An 18,207-nucleotide genomic window follows, 5' to 3' on the forward strand; every position below is an offset into this window, starting at 1 on the left:
GGCTCAACCGCGTTCTATCCCCTCAGTTCCCTTCTGAGTATCTTCCCCACCGGCGACTTCGGCAGCTCTGTGCGGAACTCGATGTGCCTGGGACGCTTGTAGCCCGTCAGGTTCTCGCGGCAGTAGGCCATCAGGTTTTCGCTGGTCAGGGTGGGGTCCTTGCGCACGACGAAGACCTTCGGCACCTCGCCCGAGTGCTCATCGGGAACGCCGATGGCGGCGACCTCGAGCACGCCCGGGTGCAGCGCGATCACCTCCTCCAGTTCGTTCGGATAGACGTTGAAGCCGGAGACCAGGATCATGTCCTTCTTGCGATCGACGATCTTGGTGTAGCCCTTCTCGTCCATGAAGCCCATGTCGCCGGACTTGAAGAAGCCGTCGGACGTCATGACCTTGGCGGTCTCGTCGGGCCGGTTCCAGTAGCCCGCCATCACCTGCGGGCCGCGTATGCAGATCTCGCCGACCTCGCCGTAGGGAAGGTCCTTGCCGTCCTCGTCGCGGATGGCGATGTCGGTCGAGGGCAGGGGCAGTCCGATCGTGCCGGTGAACTCGCCACCGACTACCAGGTTGGCGGTCGCCACCGGCGAGGTCTCCGAAAGGCCATAGCCCTCGGTGATGGTGTTGCCGGTCACCTGCTTCCACCGCTCTGCGACGCCTCTCTGGATCGCCATGCCGCCGCCGAGCGACAGTACCAGTTCGCTGAAGTCGAGCTTGCGGAAGTCCTCGTTGTTGAGCAGCGCGTTGAACAGCGTATTGAGGCCCGGGAAGATGTGGAAGCGGTACTTGGCCAGTTCCTTGACGAAGCCCGGAATGTCGCGCGGGTTGGGGATGAGCACGTTGCGCGCACCCATATGCATGCCCATCAGCGCGTTCACCGTCAGCGCGAAGATGTGATAGAGCGGCAGCGCGCAGATGAAGACCTGGCTCGCCGGTCGGGGCCTGACCCGGTAGGCGTCCTCGACCCAGGTGCCGAGCTGCATCACATTGGCGAGAACGTTGGCATGGGTAAGGGTCGCTCCCTTCGAAACGCCTGTCGTGCCGCCGGTGTACTGCAGGAAGGCGACGTCCTCGCCGGCCACCTTGCGGGGCGTCAGTTGCTGGCCGGATCCTTCCTTGAGCGCCGCGCTGAACGTGACATGTCCGGGCAGGGACCAGGCCGGCACCAGCTTCTTGACGCGCCGGACGACGAAATTGACCAGCACGCCCTTGATGCCCAGCATCTCGCCCATGCTGGCGACGACGACGTGCCTGACGTCGGTCTTGCCGACGACCGCCTGCAGCGTCCTGGCGAAATTCTCCAGGATGACGATCGCCTCGGCGCCGGAATCCTTGAGCTGGTGTTCCAGTTCGCGCGGCGTGTAGAGCGGGTTGACGTTCACCACCGTGTAGCCGCCGCGCAAGATACCCATCATGGCGACCGGGTATTGCAGGACGTTGGGCAGCATGACCGCGACGCGCGCGCCCGGGGCGATGCCGCGTCCCTGCAGCCAGGCGCCGAAGGCCGCCGACTGCCGCTCGAGCTCGGCGTAGCTGATAGACTTGTCCATGCAGGTGAATGCCGGCCGCCCGGCGAACTCGCGACACGACCTGACCAGCATGTCGCCGATGGAACCGGCCGGCACCGTGATCTCGGCCGGTATTCCGGGTGGATAGCTGCCCAGCCAGGGTTTTCCGGCCGCGATCAGCGCCGCGCCTGCGCCTTCCGGGGTCTTAGCCTTGCGCGCCTTGCCCCGCGCGGCCTGGTCGCCGGTGCTCGTCGGTGTCGCCAATTCTTCCTCCCTCGGCGCGTCTGGCTGCATTGGCGCCCGCTCAAGGGTTGTGTTGTCGCTGCCTGCTTCGAGCGGGATTGCGGACGGCCTGACGTCATTATGTATGGCTTCGGGCGGCGCGCAAGCCGGCTTGCAACGGCGCCCGGCGCGGCGATGGCCAAGGTATGATCGCCCAACGGGGCGCGGCAGGCGGGAATGTTTTTCCCTGACGGTACGGCAAGCAGGCAGGGAGTTCCAAATGTGGCGAAAGGGTGATTATATGCGCGCTTTCCGGTCCCGATAGAGGGCCTGGAACACCAATCAGGGAGACTTTGATGTTCAAGAAGACCACTTTTGCGGCCGCGCTGCTGGCTGCAACCGTGTTGAGCGGCGTGGCGAATGCGAAGACTTTCGTCTACTGCTCGGAAGCTTCGCCGGAGGGCTTCGATCCTGGCCTCTACACGGCCGGCACCACCTTCGACGCGGCCGCCCACACGGTCTACAACCGCCTGCTCGAGTTCAAGAAGGGCACCACCGAGGTCGAACCCGGTCTTGCCGAGAGCTACGAGGTCTCCGACGACGGCCTGCAGTACACCTTCAAGTTGCGCCCCGGCGTCAAGTTCCAGACGACCGAGTTCTTCACCCCGACGCGCGACTTCAACGCCGATGACGTGGTCTTCTCCTACGAGCGCCAGTGGAAAGAGGACAACGCCTGGCACAAGTACGTCGAGGGCGGTTCCTGGGAGTACTTTGCCGGCATGGGCATGCCCGACCTTCTGGACAAGGTCGAGAAGGTCGACGACATGACCGTGAAATTCACGCTCAAGCGCAAGGAAGCGCCTTTCCTTGCCAACGTCGCGATGCCGTTCGCGTCCATCCTGTCGAAGGAATACGCCGACAAGCTGCAGGCTGACGGCAAGATGAACCAGATGAACCAGCAGCCGCTGGGCACCGGTCCGTTCCAGTTCGTCGCCTACCAGCAGGACGCGGTCATCCGCTACAAGGCGAACCCGGAATACTGGGGCGGCAAGCAGAAGATCGACGACCTGGTCTTCGCCATCACCACCGACGCTTCGGTGCGCTACCAGAAGCTGAAGGCCGGCGAATGCCACCTGATGCCGTATCCGAATGCCGCCGACGTCGCTGCCATGAAGGCCGATCCGGACCTGAAGGTGGCCGAGCAGGAAGGCCTGAATGTCGCCTACCTCGCCTACAACACGACGCAGGCGCCGTTTGACAAGGTCGAGGTGCGCAAGGCGCTGAACATGGCGATCAACAAGCAGGCGATCGTGGATGCGGTGTTCCAGGGCGCGGCGACGCCGGCCAAGAACCCGATCCCGCCGACGATGTGGTCCTACAACAACGCCATCGAGGACGACAAGTACGACCCCGATGCAGCCAAGAAGATGCTCGAGGATGCCGGCGTCAGCGGTCTCCAGATGAAGGTGTGGGCGATGCCCGTGGCGCGGCCCTACATGCTGAACGCCCGCCGCGCGGCTGAACTCATCCAGTCGGACTTCGCGAAGATCGGCGTCACCGTCGAGATCGTGTCCTACGAATGGGCCGAGTATCTCGACAAGTCGAAGGCCAAGGACCGTGACGGTGCCGTGATGCTCGGCTGGACCGGCGACAACGGCGACCCGGATAACTTCCTCGACACGCTGCTCGGCTGCGACGCGGTCGGCGGCAATAACCGCGCGCAGTGGTGCAACCAGGAGTTCGACGACCTGGTGACCAAGGCCAAGGAAGTGAGCGACCAGGCCGAGCGCACCAAGCTCTACGAAGAGGCGCAGGTCGTGTTCAAGCGCGAGGCTCCGTGGGCCACGCTCGACCATTCGCTGGCCATCGTCCCGATGCGCAAGAACGTCGAGGGCTTCGTTCAGAGCCCGCTCGGCGACTTCGCGTTCGACGGCGTCGACATCGTCGAATGACGTCGAAAAGATAGTCGAAAGGGGCGTTCGCGACGCGGACGCCCCTTTTTGTTATAGTATGCCGGCTGATGGCTGGCGCTGGGGTTCGACATGTTCCGGTTCCTTCTTGGGCGGCTTGCGGTGCTGATCCCGACCTTCATCGGGGTCTCGATCATCGCCTTCTCCTTCATCCGGCTGCTGCCGGGCGACCCGGTCGCGCTGCTTTCGGGCGAGCGCGTGATGTCGCCCGAACGGCATGCCCAGATCTCGCACGAACTCGGGTACGACCGCCCGATCGTGGTCCAGTACTTCGACTATCTCTGGGGCGTCCTCCAGGGCGATTTCGGCACCTCGATCTCGACCAAGGAGCCGGTGCTCGGCCAGTTCATGCAACTGTTCCCGGCGACGCTGGAACTCTCGCTGTGCGCCATCATCTTCGCCATCGTTCTCGGCATTCCGGCCGGCGTGTTCGCCGCGATCAAGCGCGGCTCCGTCCTCGACCAGATCATCATGGGCACCGCGCTGATCGGTTTTTCCATGCCGATCTTCTGGTGGGGCCTGCTGCTGATCATCCTGTTCTCCGGCATCCTGCAGTGGACGCCGGTGTCGGGCCGCATCTCGCTGATGTTCTTCTTCCCGTCGGTCACCGGCTTCATGCTCGTCGACAGCCTGCTGTCGGGCCAGGACGGAGCCTTCACCTCGGCGGCCAGCCACCTGATCCTGCCGACCATCGTGCTTGGCACGATCCCGCTCGCCGTCATCGCGCGCCAGACCCGATCCGCGATGCTCGAGGTGCTGTCAGAGGACTATGTGCGGACCGCCCGCGCCAAGGGGCTTTCGGCGTTCCGCGTCGTCGGCATCCATGCGCTGCGCAACGCCATGATCCCGGTGATCACCACCATCGGCCTGCAGGTCGGCGTGATGCTCGCCGGCGCCATCCTGACCGAGTCGATCTTCTCGTGGCCCGGCATCGGGAAATGGATGGTGGATTCGGTTTTCCGCCGCGACTACCCCGTCATCCAGGGCGGCCTGCTCATCATCGCCGGCCTGATCATGCTGGTGAACCTGATCGTCGACCTGCTCTACGGTCTCATCAATCCGCGTATCCGGCACTAGGGAGCGATCATGGCCACACCTGCCGCGCCTTCCGGCGAATTCACGGGCTCCGATCCGGTCGATCCGTCCCGCCGCGCCAGATTTGCCGAGTTCTGGTTCTATTTTTCCGAGAACAGGGGGGCCGTCGTCGGACTGGTCTTCTTCGTGTTCCTGGTGCTGCTGGCGGTCTTCGCGCCGCTGATCGCACCACACGGACCCAACGAGCAGTATCGGGACGCCGTTCTGGTGCCGCCCTTCTGGCAGGAGGGCGGGCGCTCGGCGTTCCTGCTCGGCACCGACCCCGTCGGGCGCGACATCCTCTCGCGGCTGATCTACGGCACCCGCTACTCGCTGTTCATCGGCGTCATCGTCACCACGATCTCGCTGATCGGCGGCATCGTCATCGGCGTCGTGGCCGGCTATTTCCGCGGCTGGGTGGACACCGCCATCATGCGCGTCATGGACATCATCCTGGCGTTCCCGTCGCTGCTGCTCGCCCTGGTCCTGGTGGCGGTGCTCGGGCCTGGCCTGACCAATGCCATGATCGCCATCGCCCTGGTGTTCCAGCCGCATTTCGTGCGTCTGACGCGCGCCGCGGTGATGGCCGAGAAGAACCGCGACTACGTCATCGCCGCCAGGGTGGCGGGGGCGAAGCCGCTGCGGCTGATGTTCGTGACCATCCTGCCGAACTGCATGGCGCCGCTGATCGTCCAGGCCACGCTGTCCTTCTCCAACGCCATCCTGGACGCCGCCGCGCTCGGCTTCCTCGGCATGGGAGCACAGCCGCCGACGCCTGAGTGGGGCACCATGCTGGCCGAGGCGCGCGAGTTCATCCTGCGCGCCTGGTGGGTAGTGACGCTGCCGGGGCTGGCGATCCTGATGACCGTGCTGGCGATCAACCTGATGGGCGACGGCCTGCGCGACGCGCTCGACCCGAAGCTGAAGAGGAGCTGACCATGGCGCTTCTCGAAATAGAGAACCTGGTCGTCGAGTTCGAGACCGCGAGCGGCATGTTCCGCGCCGTCGACGGCGTTTCGCTGTCCGTGGAACGCAAGGAGGTGCTGGCGGTCGTCGGCGAATCCGGCTCCGGCAAGTCGGTCTCGATGCTGGCCGTGATGGGGCTGCTGCCGTGGACCGCGAAGGTCACCGCTGACAGGATGATGTTCGACGGCGTCGACCTCGCGACCATCTCGCCCAAGGAACGCCGCAAGCTCGTCGGCAAGGACATGGCGATGATCTTCCAGGAGCCGATGGCGAGCCTCAACCCCTGCTTCACGGTCGGCTTCCAGATCGAGGAAGTTCTCAGGGTGCATATGGGGATGGACCGCGCCCGGCGTCGCGCCCGCGCGATCGAGCTTTTGACGCTGGTCGGCATCCCCGAGCCCGAACAGCGGCTTTCGAGCTTCCCGCACCAGATGTCCGGCGGCCAGTGCCAGCGCGTCATGATCGCCATCGCGCTTGCCTGCAACCCCAAGCTTCTCATCGCCGACGAGCCGACGACCGCGCTCGACGTGACGATCCAGAAGCAGATTCTCGACCTGCTGGTGCGGCTCCAGGCCGAATACGGCATGGGCCTGATCATGATCACCCACAACATGGGCGTGGTGGCCGAGACGGCCGACCGCGTGATCGTTCAGTACAAGGGGCGCAAGATGGAGGAGGCCGACGTGCTGTCGCTCTTCGAGAGCCCCAGGAGCAACTACACCCGCGCGCTGCTCGCGGCCCTGCCGGACAACGCGACGGGCGACCGGCTGCCGACCATCGACGGCTTCCTCGTCGAGGCCGAGGCGGCGGCCGTCAACACCCCGATGATGGAGCCGCCGCTGTGACCAGGGTCCTCGAAGCCAGAAACATCGTGCGCGACTACCATGTCGGCGGCGGCCTCTTTTCGCCGCCGCGCACCGTGCATGCGGTGAAAGGCGTCAGCTTCTCGGTCGATAAGGGGCGCACGCTTGCCATCGTCGGTGAATCCGGCTGCGGGAAGTCGACGCTTGCGCGCATCGTCACCATGATCGACGCGCCGACGGCGGGCGAACTGTTCATCGACGGCCAGAAGGTCGACGTCGCCAAGGACGGTTTGACGCCGGAAATGCGCCGCAAGGTGCAGATCGTCTTCCAGAACCCCTATGGCTCGCTCAATCCTCGCCAGAAGATCGGCGACGTGCTCGGCGAACCGCTGCTCATCAACACCGGCGTCGGCGCCGAGGAACGGCGCGAACGCGCCATGACGATGCTGACCAAGGTCGGCCTGCAGCCCGAGCACTACCACCGCTACCCGCACATGTTTTCGGGCGGCCAGCGCCAGCGCATCGCCATTGCCCGCGCGCTGATGCTCAATCCCAGCCTGCTGGTGCTCGACGAGCCGGTCTCGGCGCTCGACCTCTCGGTGCAGGCGCAGGTGCTCAACCTGCTCGCCGACCTTCAGGACGAGTTCCAGCTCACCTACGTCTTCATCAGCCACGACCTGTCCGTCGTGCGCTACATCGCCGACGAGGTGATGGTGATGTATTACGGCGAGGCGGTCGAATACGGCACGCGCGACGAGGTGTTCGCCAACCCGCGGCACGACTACACCAAGACCCTGTTCGCCGCCACGCCGCGCGCCGACGTCGCCAGCATCAAGGCGCGCCTGGCGAAGAAGAAGGCTGCCTGAGCAGGCTCGCAGACTGTCGGCAAGCCGGCCGGTTTGGCTGCCCGGTGGGTGCGTCTCTAGGGCAGGCTGGCGGTTGACGTCGCGATATCGACGGATACCGTGATCCGGCCTTCATTGACCGTCCATTTGTGCACCTCGGGCACACGGATGCCGGCTTCGACGAACGGATCCTTTCGGGCGATGCCCCAGGCGTTTGCGGGATCCCCCGCAGATCAGCGGCGCCTCTCTTCGCGCAGCTTTCCCCCTTGTGAGATCGCCTGCCAGAGGGGTCTCTGTGCGGACGCGGCGACTGGATCGGCAAAGTGCTTGAAGTGCTGGTGCCGCTTGCGTGACTCGAACACGCGACCCCATCATTACGAAAAGCCTCGGATATGTTTTGCGCAAATGTGCAGAACTTTTCCGGGGCTTTATTTTCGATTTAGAAGCAACAGCTTGTCCGCATATGCACCTTTCGCGAGTTTTCCGCCATCTTCCCACGTTTCCGATTTCGTGGTGAGTATGTGGTGAGTTTTTTCCGCGATGATGGGGTCAGGGGTGCCGAAACTCACAAAGAGCGTGGTCGACGATAGCAAACCGCGCGACAAGCAATTCACGGTCTGGTGTTCTGATCTGAAAGGTTTCGGGCTCTTCGTCAACCCGAAGGGGACGAAGACATATTTCGTTGATTATCGGGCCGGCACTACCCGCCGCCGTATGACGATCGGCAGGCATGGTCCGCTCACGACGGAAGAGGCGCGCAAGCTCGCGATCAAGACGTTGGGCAGCACCGTCCAGGGTGAAGATCCTCAGCTCGAACGTAAGACTCGACGCAGTTCCCTGACCGTCTCTGAACTCTGCGACAGCTATTTCGCCGCGGCTGACAAGGGCCTCGTCATCGGCAGGAAGGGGCAGCCGAAGAAGGCTCGTACACTCTCCGCTGACAACAGCATGGTCGAGGCGCATGTGAAGCCCTTGCTGGGTAGGAAACTCGTCATCGACCTGAGGCGCGCCGACGTTGTGAAATTCATCCGTGATGTCCAGTCGGGCAAGACAGCGAAGGCCAAGGAGCCGTCGGGGAAGCTGCGGGGGCGTGTGCGGGTTTCCGGCGGGCCGGGCTCTGCGGTTCGCGCTGTCGCTGCGCTGGGCACGATCCTGTCCTACGCGGTGGGAGAAGGCGTCATCGACATCAATCCCACCTTCGGCGTGAAGAAGCCCGCGGCCGGCAAGAAGGATCGGCGCCTCACGCCGGACGAATATAAGGCTTTTGGCAAAGTCGTCGAGACAGGGCTTACCTCTCCGTCATGGCAAGGGCCTGCGATGCTGAAGCTGGCGGCGTTGACTGGCTGCCGGATAGGCGAAGTCGAAAATCTGCAGTGGTCGGAAGTCGACCTCGAGAACTCGCTGCTGGTTCTGGCCGATTCGAAGACAGGCAAGTCTGTGCGGCCGCTCGGCACGCCCGCAAAGACCCTTCTCGCGCGGGTGCACGCGCATGCTCGTGAGGGAAATCCTTATGTCTTTCCGGCCGCTCGTCTCGACGATATGCCGTACGCAGGCGTCAAGCGATCATATCGCGGGCTGTTCAAGGCGGCCGGCCTAGATGGTGTCACACCGCATGTGCTGCGACACTCCTTCGCCAGCGTCGGCGCCGACCTCGGCTTTACCGACAGCACGATCGGCGCCTGTCTCGGTCATGGCGGGCAGGGTATCACTAGTCGATATACGCACAGGTTGGATTCGGTTCTGATAGCGGCGGCGGACAAAATTGCCGGCGAGGTCGAGCGCCAGATGGGGTGCTAGTCAAAGTCTATTTTTTTGAAAGATTGTTCGCTGGCTTGGGTGGCGGCAACCACGCATCCAATAACTCGCGGGCAAATGCTAGCGCTTCATCTGCATCTTCGATCCGACTAAATTTTCGCTTATCTTTGGAAAGAAAAAAGGTCTCCTCGGGCTCGTCACGCTCCCAATCCCGTAGGCGTTCTTCGATGTCTATCTGAACTTGCCTCAGTTTTTGCATGCCTTCCGGAACGTCACGCGCTTCAAGCATTGCGTTGACTTTCAATCCTAAGTCGGCAAGGCGGTTGTGACCGTCGTACGCTTCCCGTTGCATTGGAGGGAAGGTCTCGGCGAAGAGCATCGCAACCATCTTCGCGTATGTGTTGAGGTCTTTTTCCTCCGTAATGATCCGGTCCCACTTTTCTTCAACCAGACCCATAAGCCCCGTGGCTTTAGCCAACCGATGGACTATGGGATTTAGGTCTTTCTGCACGAGCAGGGCAATTTGACATAGCCGTCGAATAGCCTCCGCGCGCGACCGGATGCGGTTCTCAAACATCCAGTTGTCGAGCACCTCGGCCTCCTCGGGCGACATCATCATCTGAAACTTCAGCGTTTTTTTTGGCTTATCGGCCATGTTCGGCTCCCAAGAGTGCGGTTTCCTTGTGGAGTATGCCCCGTCTGTGCGTCAATAGACGGAAGTTCCGTCACTTTTGATATTGACCGAGCAAAGAGCGCCCGTCTAGTATCAATCCGTTACCAACGGAAGTGACGGAGGTTTTGGTGAATGAGATGCTTAAGCCTCGGCTGAGGCGGATCGAAGTGCCGGGCTATCTTATGACGCGACATGGCTACCCGACCACCGTTGCGACCTTGAACAAATGGGCCACGGTCGGGGGCGGCCCGCCAATGCAATACGCTGGCCGCATCCCGCTCTACCCGGTCGACGAACTCGATGCTTGGGCAGAGGCAAAACTCTCGAAACCCGTGAGTTCCACGGCGGAACGGGGGCAGCAATGACCAGGCAGGAGGAAGTTCAAGCTGCGCTGGATGCGTGGGAAGATTGGAAGGTCAAGAAGGTTAAGTCGGATCAGTCTGCCTCCTTTGCCGACTGTCATGACACTGCGCAGGCATGGGTGAGGTTCCAGAACCTCTACTTGGGCCAGGGGAAGCAGATCGCGACCTGTCCGGCGCCGACGGCAATTATCTTTCGTCCCAATTTTGGGGGCGCCGCATGAGCGAGTATGTCGATCTCGCGGGCCTCCTCGACGGCATCGTCAAAGCACTGCCGATCGATCAACTGCATCCAAGGCCCGACGCCCGCCCCGCTAACGACGACACGATCGCTGCCCTTGCCGAAAGCATAGGAGAGGTGGGTCTTATCAATCCGATCCGCGTGACGCCCCGCGAAGACGAGCAAGGTTTCGTCCACAGTGACCTTGGCTACGAGATCGTCGCAGGCCGTCATCGATGGTACGCCTGCGAACGGCTTGGCTGGCGTCACGTGCCCTGCGTCATAGTTGTGCATGACTCGGTTCACGCAGAACTGGCGATGATCGACGAGAACCTATGCCGGGCCGAGCTGTCGCCAGCCGAACGCGCGCAACAGACAGCGCGCCGCAAGGCGATCTATCTCGAAATCCATCCCGAGACTGCCCACGGCAGCAATGCTACAGGACCGAGTGGCCAATTTGGCCACTCGGATACCAACAGCTTCGCAACCGAAACAGCCAAGGCTACCGGCAAGCCGGAGCGCACCGTGCGCCGCGACGCCGAGCGCGGCGAGAAGGTCATTCCCGAAGTCATCGACATGATCCGGGGCACCGAACTCGATACAGGCGTGTTCCTCGACGAGATCAAGAAATATCCGCCAAACGATCAGTTTGCCGTAGCGAGCCGTGAACTGACCCGCATTCGCAACGGGGAACGGGACCGCGCCCGCCAAAACAAAGCCGCCAAAATCCAGGCTGGCGCGAAGGCCGAGCAAGTCAAGAACGAAGAGACCCGCGCCGCTCATGTCGCTGCTCTTCCCCAGGCGATCAAGGACCATCAACAGGTAACGGCGGAATGGCGGGCGCGGTCCAAGGCTTCGCAGGTGCCGGACGAACGGATCGCCGAACTTGAGCAGGAAGTCGCCGCACTCAACGGCGAGGTCTACGCACTAAAGGCCACAAACGCCAAATTCGAAGCGATGCGCGTCCAGTTCGAACAGGGCGGCTTTGACGCCGTCATCGCGGGCAAAGACGAAGAAATCCGGGTGTTGAAGGCCCGCCTCGTTCAGGAGAGCGAGGACAAGGCCGGCTGGGCGAAGAAGGCGAAGTCCTGGCAGAAGCGCGCGATCGATCTTGGCTGGTCAAATGATGTCGTTATCCCCCTCGAACAGTCCAACGACGAGGTGATCCCGCTGTGAGCGACATAGCCGATCTCGTCGACCGGGTGCGGTCCTTCGGCGCGAACATCGTGCTCGATGGGAACGCGCTGCGGATCGTCAACAGGCAGAAGCTGCCGCCGACGGCCGCCGCCTACATCGCGAAGCACGCCAAGGTCATCGCCGAATATCTGGTGTCTGACGAGAACATCGAATTCGAGGAACGCGCGGCCATCGTCGAGTTCGATGGCGGCATGCCGCGTGAGTGGGCCGAACAGTTCGCCCGCTACCTGACCAGGACGAAACCGGCCAACGTCGATGAAGTCGACTGGTCGTGGTTCCTGACGACGTGCGGCCGCATGATCGACGAAGCGCCGAGGGCAGCATGAACGCGCTCCTCCCGCTCCACCAACAGATCGAGTTGCGCCCGCACCAGGTCGCCGCCGAAGAACACTTGCGCCAGCGAATTCGGGAAGGGGCTCGTCGGATCATCCTGGTTGCGCCGACGGCGTTTGGAAAAACCGAGACCTCGATCGACCTGATCCTGAAAAGCCAGATCAAGCAATCCCGCGTCTGGTTCATCGTAGACCGCGTCACCCTGATCGACCAGACGAGTGAGCGGTTCGCGAAATACGGTATCGATCACGGCATCATTCAAGCCGACCACTGGCTGACCGACCCGACGAAGCCGGTTCAGGTCGCCTCGGCGCAAACGATCGGCCGGCGCCAATACGGTGACGACGAACTGCCGGACCTGATCATCGTCGATGAGGCGCACTGCGAATACAAATCGACGCTCAAGCTTGTCGAGCGGTGCGCCCGCGCCAAGGTAATAGGGCTCACTGCCACGCCCTTTACCGACGGTATGGCTGAACACTGGGATGCGCTGGTCAACGGCGCCACAACGAACCAGCTTCTTGCAGACGGTTGGCTGACGCCGCTCAAGATCAAGGCCTGCGTCACGCCCGACATGAAGGGCGCCAAGAAAAAGTTCACCGGCGAGTACGAGGACGAAGAGGCCGGGCAGCGCGGCATCACGATCATCGGCGACGTCATCCATACCTGGATACAGCAGACGCGCTCGCATTTTGGCGGGCCGGTCAAGACGATCGTGTTCTCCCCATCCGTGGCGCATGGCGATGAACTGTGCCGGCAGTTCGCGGCGGCGGGCTACAATTTCCAGCAGATCAGCTACCTCGACGCCTCGGACGCGGATCGTCGGGCGAAGATCGAAGAGTTCCGCAAGCCGGACAGCGCGATCGACGGGCTCGTCTCCTGCGCGGTGCTGACCAAAGGCTTCGACGTGCCGGACGTGAAGTGCGGTATCTCGTGTAGGCCGTACCGGAAATCTCTATCGTCGCACGTCCAGGAGCTCGGCCGGGTGATGCGGATCGCCGACGGCAAGGATTTTGGCCTGTGGCTCGATCACTCCGGCAACTGCATCACTTTCGCTGAAGAGACTGCGTGGCTCTTCGAGCATGGCGTCGACAACCTGTCCGACGCCCAGAAAAAGGACAGCGAGGCGCGCGAGCCGACGGAAAAGGTGAAGCAGAAATATTTCTGCGGCGATTGCGGCATGCAGATGGAGCCGCACCATGACACCTGTGGCGGATGCGGCTGGCAGCGGCCCAAGTATGGAGAAATCCAGGTCGTCGAAGGCGAGTTGATCGATGTCGACTTCAGCCTTCGGAAGGCATTCGAGCCGCGAAAGGGGCTAAGGGCGGAGTGCCTCAAGGATCCCCGTGGGGTTTGGAACGCGGCGCTGTCCTACTGCATTACGAACGGGCGGCAGGGCGAGGATGCCGCTCGCAAATGGGCCTACGGCGTCTGGCGCAGCATCTATCCGGGCAGCAAGCTTCCCTACGGACTGTACGATGCCGCCTGCGAGCACAACCGCGTCAATCTCGATGCGTGGCAACTGGTCGAGCGGGAGATTCGCCGCTTCCGGAAGAATGCCGGCAGAAAGGCGGCGGCATGAACGTCGAGCAGGCCATCACCTCAGCCTGCGACCAAGTCGGCATCACCGTGCCGAAACGCGTCACCACCTTTGGCCGTTGGATGAAGACCGACACCTTGTCCGGCAAGTCGGGCAGGGGCGACGGGCGGGTTATCGTCAACGAGCACCACGTCACGGCATGGAACTGGCAGACCGGGGAGCAACGCACTGTAGCTCTGAAAGACGAATTCTCTCCCGTCGAGCGGAAGGAAATCGCAAGGCAGATCGAGCGCGACGGGCAGGAGCAGAAAAGGCGGGCGAAGGCCGCGGCTGACATCGCCGCCTCGATGATCGCGAAGGCGAAGCCGGCGCAGCACCCGTACCTGATCGGCAAGGGCTTCCAGCATGAGCGGGCGCTTGTGATTGAAGCCGCTTCCGTTCTGGACATCGGTGGCAGATACCTGCTTCCCGAGCACGTCGGTGAGAAAGCGATCCTGGTCCCGGCGCGGATCGGCAATCGGGTTTCAAGCCTGCAGTTGATCTGGGAAGATGGGACGAAGAAGTTCCTCGCCGGTGGCGAAATGGACGGCGCCGCGCAGCGTCTGTCGTCCGGTTCCTTCACCTGGCTCTGCGAGGGCTTTGCGACCGGCCTGTCGCTCCGGACGGCGCTCAAGGCGTTACATCGCAGCGACTGCGTCCTGTGCTGTTTCTCCGCCTACAACGTTAAGGTTGTCGCCCGGTCACTGAAGGGCAGGCGAGCGATCGTCACCGACAACGACAAGCCGCTTCGTCAGTATGACGGACTCGGAACTGGCGAGTGGTATGCGAGGCAGACGAACCTGCCCTACCTGATGCCGCCGCAGCTCGGCGACGATCTCAACGACTTGCACCTGCGCGACGGAATTTTCGGGGTGCAACGGTTGCTGTCCAACTTCATACGGGAGGCGGTCTTGTAGAAGCGACGCGGCCCGATGGTGCCAAGGGTCTTGTGGGCAGTGGCGTCTACGCCTGAGCCCCTTCCGGGAGCGGTCTGGTAAAGCCGTTCGTCGCGCCGGCAACAGCGACAACATAGCCGCAACAGGTCCCGGCCGCGCCGGGCGGAGACAATCCGGAATACGAGACCGGCTCCGAACGCGGAAGCACCAGTACCCGCACAGGACGCACCCTGAAAAGGAGGTGCAGCTTCTCCCTGATCGCCTGGATGGTTTTGGAGAGGTGCCGCTGCCAAGCGATGCGCGTGTAGGGCCGACAGGGCAACCCCGGTCCGTGTCTCTCAGAGACAGTCACGTATCCAGGTGTGCGCGAGAACCGTCCCGACAGGCACGGAATCGCGTCACACTTCGTCCTGATGGGCGAAGTGTGTCCGGAGAGAAGTGGAACCGGGGATTGGGAAGCCTGAAAGGGGCGAGACAATCTCAGATCACAGGATACTCACACATGGAAGGTTGGTTCTGAAGATGGAGCCTACAAACGACAACCTGATTGCCGAAGCGACGGCGATCATTCTTTGGAACGACGTTCCGACCGGCGTTCCCAGCGACGACATCGCCGTGTTCGCGTCATTTGATCCGCGCGCCGGAGATCGAAGTTTCGCGATGCGATTCGACAACTCAGCCGGAGCCTTCATGGCTGACTGGCGGAAGCACCCGAAGGCCAACGCGAAGGCGGTCTTCGACGACTTCATGCAGAGCGAATACATCTGCGCGCTCACCGAGGAGTTTTGGCGAGATGTCTGCCAAATCTGGCTGGCGGAAATCGGGAAGATCACGGAATGCGGCTGGGCGCGGTCAATGTTGCGCGCGATCCAAGCCGGAGGCCAGTACGAGCCAATTCGTGCGGCTAGAGTTCCAATGTGACTCCCTCGCCGAACTGATCGTCCATCATCGGGAACGGGAAAGAACAGGACAGTGTCAGAATGAAAATATCAGTAGCCGCCTGCATGACGATCTCCGTAGACGACAAGCGCTGGTTTGTGCTCCGCGTCCGCGCCGGCATGGAAGACGAGATATTCGAGAAGCTGACTGCCAAAGGCTATGACGTGTATTTGCCGCGGCGCCGGTTCGACAAGCACAACCGGCAGCAGCGCGTCTGGGTCGAGAAGCATGCGCCCCTCATGCCGGGATACATGTTCATCGTGCACCCTCGGAAGGACCGGCCGGTCGACGACTGGCGTGAAGTGGTTGGTGATCCGCACGACCCTGAGATTGGCATTGCTGGCGTCCTTGGCCCGCTAAAGGGGCATGAGGGTCCACTGCGCATTCCAGCGCCGGTCGTCGAGATCATCATCGAGGAGGAGTTCGGCTCGGTCTATGACGAGACAGCGGCAGGAAAGCGCGCTCGCGGCGACACGGGCCGCGAGAAGCTTGAGTATCGGTTCGCCCGTGGCCGTCGGTTCCAGGTTGACGACGGGCCGTTCGCTTCATTCATCGCCGAAGTCGACAAGCTAACGCATGACGATCGGGTGATCGCGCTGATTGATATCTTCGGCCGGATGACGCCGGTCGAGTTTGATCCGGATCGGCTCAAGGACACGCCTCGAACGCCCGGATCGAAGGCGGCATAGTCTGCGCCGACGCTTTCGCCAACCTCGGCGGCGCGCTCAAATCATCCGGTTTCGCGAGTGTGGGCGGGATATTGGCAGCGTGCGGCGGCTTAACTCAACGTAAATCATGTGTTGCCTATTTACACTGGCGGCAGGTATCACCATGATATATGGAGCAACCATCATGGAGCCTATGCGTTGACGGCGAGCGACAGCAACTGGACGAAGGCTAAGGCGACAGATGGTATTCGTGAGATAGCACGATCTGCGCGTCTCACGATATCTTATAAGCGCCACGCCACCGATCAGATGGCTGCGCGAGACTTGATCATGTCGGACGTCTTGTACGTCTTGAAAAATGGCTTCGTGCATATCGATCCCGAGCCATCGACGCGAGCTGGTTACAACAAATACGGGGTGGAATGTACATGTCCGAACAGCGGAAGTAGAGCAGTAAGAGTTATCGTTATCCCAGATAGGAAAGCGTGTTTCCTGAAAATCATAACAGTCATGTGGGTTGATGAAACTGAAACCCGCGCAGGAAACATAATTGGAGAGTCAGATGAGCACCCATCACTACACCGAAAGCGGTCTTCAGAACGTTTTCATCGACGGGCTGGAATTCGTCATTGACGATGACGGTGATGAAATCATCACGATTCCTGCCGTAAACGAACTTCACCACGTGATTGCGCTAGGTATCGTTTCGCATAAGCACGGAATGAGCGGCGATGAGCTGCGCTTCCTGCGTACCGAAATGGGCTACACGCAGGCTGAATTGGCCGAGCTTGTCCACCATGACAAGCAGTCGATTGGCCGTTGGGAGCGCGGCGAATATGAGATCGATAGCACTGCCGAAGCGATCATTCGCCGTTTGGCTATTGAGAAGCTGCATTTGGACACCGACTCCGGGATTGATGAGCTTTCGAGGCGCAGCATTCCCACCGTCCAGCCGCAGCCGATCAATATTAAGATGGCCAACGACAATGGCGGCTATGAATTGTTGGCAGCCTGAGCTTTCAATGGCGGCGGGGTTAGCCTCGCCGCCATGCCTGCAATTCGTCAATCGACGCTGTCTCCAACCGGGTGCCTTCTTACACACCTTGCGCACCTGGTTGATCCATTCCTTCGACGGCCAACTGGATTCAAACGCCTTGCCCATGGTCGCAACATATGACTTGAGATTTTGCACGCTGAACGTAGCCGGTTGATTATTTTTTGCACATCGGATACACGGAGTTACGGACGATCTGCTTGACTGTTGGGGGCCTTCGGGCGCTGCCAGCGGAGCGGCCCCGGCTCAGGAAGGAAGGCGCGATGCGCTGAACCTGAGCGCAATGAGGGCTCGTGGCAAAAGATGAGGCCGAGGCAATCGGCTCGGGTCTAAGGGACTTTTACCTTTCGCCCTTTGGCCTCCAAAAGAGCGGCGAGTTCGGTCCAAGGTAGACGAAACTTATTGACGGAGTTGTTGGCAGGCAGCCACTCGATGTTGCCCTTGCTGACAAGGAGCTTGCCCAGTTTCTTGAACTTCCCAGCCGGTCCCACCCTGACCGTGATGCTGACGTCCTTGTTCACAACCTGGTTGATATTCGTTTCAAGAATGACTTCGTGTGCCATCCGTCCCTCCCTCTGTGGAGCGGACATCCAACCACCAACACCAGGGCTCGGCAATGGCGAAGCCTGAACCTCAGTTCTGCATGAACTCGCGCTTGAGGCACTGGTCGAGGCTCTGGACGTCAGCCTAACACTGCCAGACGGTCATTCCGATCCGCCAATAGGTCACCGTCTGCTCGATCAGGTAGGCGTGCTTTAGGCATAGGCTGCGGTCGCCGGGTAACCGCTACAACTCGCTGGCGTACATCAGTGCCTGGCCGATCGCCTCAGCCCATTTTGCTGATGCAATTCACCTATGTGCCGTTGGGGCAAATGGCGGCTCTTCACCTGCCCTTGCACACGGTTACCCCTATGCGCCTTCGCGGATCTGGATAAGCTGCATGATGCGCTGAAGTCGCTCGCTTGCGTGCATCGAGAAGACGCCGTCTCCGCTAGGCGCATTTGACCAAAGAAGCGTGTAGAGCCCGTCTGGGCCTTCAAACTCCTGCATTTTGACCACGTTGATCATGTTGACCGCAAATTCTCGCCCCTGCGTGTCGGTAAGCATCAAAAACATTGTCGCCTCCCCTCCAAGGACAGCACAGGCACA

The 18,207-nt window shown here is 61.6% G+C and carries 19 protein-coding genes; 15 read left to right on the forward strand and 4 right to left on the reverse strand.

Going from position 1 to position 18,207, the window contains the following annotated elements:
* Positions 1-14 precede the first annotated feature (14 nt).
* Positions 15-1,799: a long-chain-fatty-acid--CoA ligase gene (locus ABUE31_RS21475; protein ID WP_437344174.1), complete on the reverse strand. Its 1,785-nt coding sequence runs from the start codon at positions 1,797-1,799 to the stop codon at positions 15-17.
* Positions 1,800-2,083: 284 nt separating this feature from the next.
* On the opposite strand from ABUE31_RS21475, the gene ABUE31_RS21480 reads away from it, so the two are divergent.
* From ABUE31_RS21480 to ABUE31_RS21505, 6 genes are all read left to right on the forward strand, one after another.
* A complete protein-coding gene (locus ABUE31_RS21480; protein ID WP_367725799.1) occupies positions 2,084-3,679 on the forward strand; it encodes an ABC transporter substrate-binding protein in 1,596 nt (531 codons plus the stop codon).
* Between the two features lie 90 nt (positions 3,680-3,769).
* Entirely contained in the window at positions 3,770-4,774 is a 1,005-nt protein-coding gene (locus ABUE31_RS21485) for an ABC transporter permease subunit (RefSeq protein ID WP_367725800.1), read from the forward strand.
* A gap of 9 nt (positions 4,775-4,783) precedes the next feature.
* Positions 4,784-5,707 carry an ABC transporter permease subunit gene (locus tag ABUE31_RS21490; RefSeq protein ID WP_367725802.1) on the forward strand — a complete coding sequence of 308 codons (924 nt, stop codon included), beginning with the start codon at positions 4,784-4,786 and terminating at the stop codon, positions 5,705-5,707.
* A gap of 2 nt (positions 5,708-5,709) precedes the next feature.
* Positions 5,710-6,582, forward strand: a complete 873-nt coding sequence (locus tag ABUE31_RS21495; protein ID WP_367725803.1) for an ABC transporter ATP-binding protein — start codon at positions 5,710-5,712, stop codon at positions 6,580-6,582.
* Positions 6,579-7,406 (forward strand): dipeptide ABC transporter ATP-binding protein, encoded by an 828-nt coding sequence (locus tag ABUE31_RS21500; protein WP_367725804.1) that lies wholly within the window; start codon positions 6,579-6,581, stop codon positions 7,404-7,406. The genes ABUE31_RS21495 and ABUE31_RS21500 overlap by 4 nt, the downstream gene beginning before the upstream one ends.
* Positions 7,407-7,940: 534 nt before the next feature.
* Positions 7,941-9,182, forward strand: a complete 1,242-nt coding sequence (locus ABUE31_RS21505; RefSeq protein ID WP_367725805.1) for a tyrosine-type recombinase/integrase — start codon at positions 7,941-7,943, stop codon at positions 9,180-9,182.
* Between the two features lie 7 nt (positions 9,183-9,189).
* Here ABUE31_RS21505 and ABUE31_RS21510 read toward each other — a convergent pair whose 3' ends face one another.
* A complete protein-coding gene (locus ABUE31_RS21510) occupies positions 9,190-9,795 on the reverse strand; it encodes a hypothetical protein (protein WP_367725806.1) in 606 nt (201 codons plus the stop codon).
* Positions 9,796-10,174: 379 nt separating this feature from the next.
* Between ABUE31_RS21510 and ABUE31_RS21515 the strand changes: the two genes are divergently transcribed.
* The 9 genes from ABUE31_RS21515 to ABUE31_RS21555 all read left to right on the forward strand — a co-directional run bounded on the left by ABUE31_RS21515 (position 10,175) and on the right by ABUE31_RS21555 (position 17,019).
* Positions 10,175-10,396 carry a hypothetical protein gene (locus ABUE31_RS21515; RefSeq protein ID WP_367725807.1) on the forward strand — a complete coding sequence of 74 codons (222 nt, stop codon included), beginning with the start codon at positions 10,175-10,177 and terminating at the stop codon, positions 10,394-10,396.
* Complete coding sequence (locus ABUE31_RS21520; protein ID WP_367725808.1) at positions 10,393-11,568, forward strand: ParB/RepB/Spo0J family partition protein; 1,176 nt, start codon at positions 10,393-10,395, stop codon at positions 11,566-11,568. The genes ABUE31_RS21515 and ABUE31_RS21520 overlap by 4 nt, the downstream gene beginning before the upstream one ends.
* The gene (locus ABUE31_RS21525) at positions 11,565-11,915 is read left to right on the forward strand and encodes a hypothetical protein (RefSeq protein WP_367725809.1); all 351 of its coding nucleotides are present in this window, start codon (positions 11,565-11,567) and stop codon (positions 11,913-11,915) included. Before ABUE31_RS21520 ends, ABUE31_RS21525 begins: the two co-directional genes overlap by 4 nt.
* A complete protein-coding gene (locus tag ABUE31_RS21530) occupies positions 11,912-13,504 on the forward strand; it encodes a DEAD/DEAH box helicase (protein ID WP_367725810.1) in 1,593 nt (530 codons plus the stop codon). Before ABUE31_RS21525 ends, ABUE31_RS21530 begins: the two co-directional genes overlap by 4 nt.
* Complete coding sequence (locus tag ABUE31_RS21535) at positions 13,501-14,418, forward strand: primase/helicase family protein (protein WP_367725811.1); 918 nt, start codon at positions 13,501-13,503, stop codon at positions 14,416-14,418. The genes ABUE31_RS21530 and ABUE31_RS21535 overlap by 4 nt, the downstream gene beginning before the upstream one ends.
* 501 nt (positions 14,419-14,919) lie before the next feature.
* Positions 14,920-15,318 (forward strand): hypothetical protein, encoded by a 399-nt coding sequence (locus ABUE31_RS21540; RefSeq protein ID WP_367725812.1) that lies wholly within the window; start codon positions 14,920-14,922, stop codon positions 15,316-15,318.
* A 59-nt stretch (positions 15,319-15,377) separates the two neighbouring features.
* The gene (nusG, locus tag ABUE31_RS21545) at positions 15,378-16,025 is read left to right on the forward strand and encodes a transcription termination/antitermination protein NusG (RefSeq protein WP_367725813.1); all 648 of its coding nucleotides are present in this window, start codon (positions 15,378-15,380) and stop codon (positions 16,023-16,025) included.
* A gap of 108 nt (positions 16,026-16,133) precedes the next feature.
* A complete protein-coding gene (locus ABUE31_RS21550) occupies positions 16,134-16,637 on the forward strand; it encodes a DUF4258 domain-containing protein (protein ID WP_367725814.1) in 504 nt (167 codons plus the stop codon).
* Positions 16,567-17,019 carry a helix-turn-helix domain-containing protein gene (locus ABUE31_RS21555; protein WP_367725815.1) on the forward strand — a complete coding sequence of 151 codons (453 nt, stop codon included), beginning with the start codon at positions 16,567-16,569 and terminating at the stop codon, positions 17,017-17,019. The genes ABUE31_RS21550 and ABUE31_RS21555 overlap by 71 nt, the downstream gene beginning before the upstream one ends.
* Positions 17,020-17,387: 368 nt before the next feature.
* Here ABUE31_RS21555 and ABUE31_RS21560 read toward each other — a convergent pair whose 3' ends face one another.
* Both ABUE31_RS21560 and ABUE31_RS21565 read right to left on the reverse strand, forming a co-directional pair.
* Complete coding sequence (locus tag ABUE31_RS21560; protein WP_367725816.1) at positions 17,388-17,621, reverse strand: hypothetical protein; 234 nt, start codon at positions 17,619-17,621, stop codon at positions 17,388-17,390.
* A 346-nt stretch (positions 17,622-17,967) separates the two neighbouring features.
* Positions 17,968-18,174, reverse strand: a complete 207-nt coding sequence (locus ABUE31_RS21565; protein WP_367725817.1) for a hypothetical protein — start codon at positions 18,172-18,174, stop codon at positions 17,968-17,970.
* Between the last annotated feature and the right edge of the window lie 33 nt (positions 18,175-18,207).

This window comes from Mesorhizobium marinum (genome assembly GCF_040813675.1).
Lineage (GTDB): Bacteria > Pseudomonadota > Alphaproteobacteria > Rhizobiales > Rhizobiaceae > Mesorhizobium_K > Mesorhizobium_K marinum.

Bases quoted from the DNA above. Each gene is read 5' to 3' on its own strand.
- ABUE31_RS21475 (WP_437344174.1), bottom strand. From the start codon at position 1,799: ATGCAGCCAGACGCGCCGAGGGAGGAAGAATTGGCGACACCGACGAGC.
- ABUE31_RS21480 (WP_367725799.1), top strand. From the start codon at position 2,084: ATGTTCAAGAAGACCACTTTTGCGGCCGCGCTGCTGGCTGCAACCGTG.
- ABUE31_RS21485 (WP_367725800.1), top strand. From the start codon at position 3,770: ATGTTCCGGTTCCTTCTTGGGCGGCTTGCGGTGCTGATCCCGACCTTC.
- ABUE31_RS21490 (WP_367725802.1), top strand. From the start codon at position 4,784: ATGGCCACACCTGCCGCGCCTTCCGGCGAATTCACGGGCTCCGATCCG.
- ABUE31_RS21495 (WP_367725803.1), top strand. From the start codon at position 5,710: ATGGCGCTTCTCGAAATAGAGAACCTGGTCGTCGAGTTCGAGACCGCG.
- ABUE31_RS21510 (WP_367725806.1), bottom strand. From the start codon at position 9,795: ATGGCCGATAAGCCAAAAAAAACGCTGAAGTTTCAGATGATGATGTCG.
- ABUE31_RS21515 (WP_367725807.1), top strand. From the start codon at position 10,175: ATGACCAGGCAGGAGGAAGTTCAAGCTGCGCTGGATGCGTGGGAAGAT.
- ABUE31_RS21520 (WP_367725808.1), top strand. From the start codon at position 10,393: ATGAGCGAGTATGTCGATCTCGCGGGCCTCCTCGACGGCATCGTCAAA.
- ABUE31_RS21530 (WP_367725810.1), top strand. From the start codon at position 11,912: ATGAACGCGCTCCTCCCGCTCCACCAACAGATCGAGTTGCGCCCGCAC.
- ABUE31_RS21535 (WP_367725811.1), top strand. From the start codon at position 13,501: ATGAACGTCGAGCAGGCCATCACCTCAGCCTGCGACCAAGTCGGCATC.
- ABUE31_RS21540 (WP_367725812.1), top strand. From the start codon at position 14,920: ATGGAGCCTACAAACGACAACCTGATTGCCGAAGCGACGGCGATCATT.
- nusG (WP_367725813.1), top strand. From the start codon at position 15,378: ATGAAAATATCAGTAGCCGCCTGCATGACGATCTCCGTAGACGACAAG.
- ABUE31_RS21555 (WP_367725815.1), top strand. From the start codon at position 16,567: ATGAGCACCCATCACTACACCGAAAGCGGTCTTCAGAACGTTTTCATC.
- ABUE31_RS21560 (WP_367725816.1), bottom strand. From the start codon at position 17,621: ATGGCACACGAAGTCATTCTTGAAACGAATATCAACCAGGTTGTGAAC.
- ABUE31_RS21565 (WP_367725817.1), bottom strand. From the start codon at position 18,174: ATGTTTTTGATGCTTACCGACACGCAGGGGCGAGAATTTGCGGTCAAC.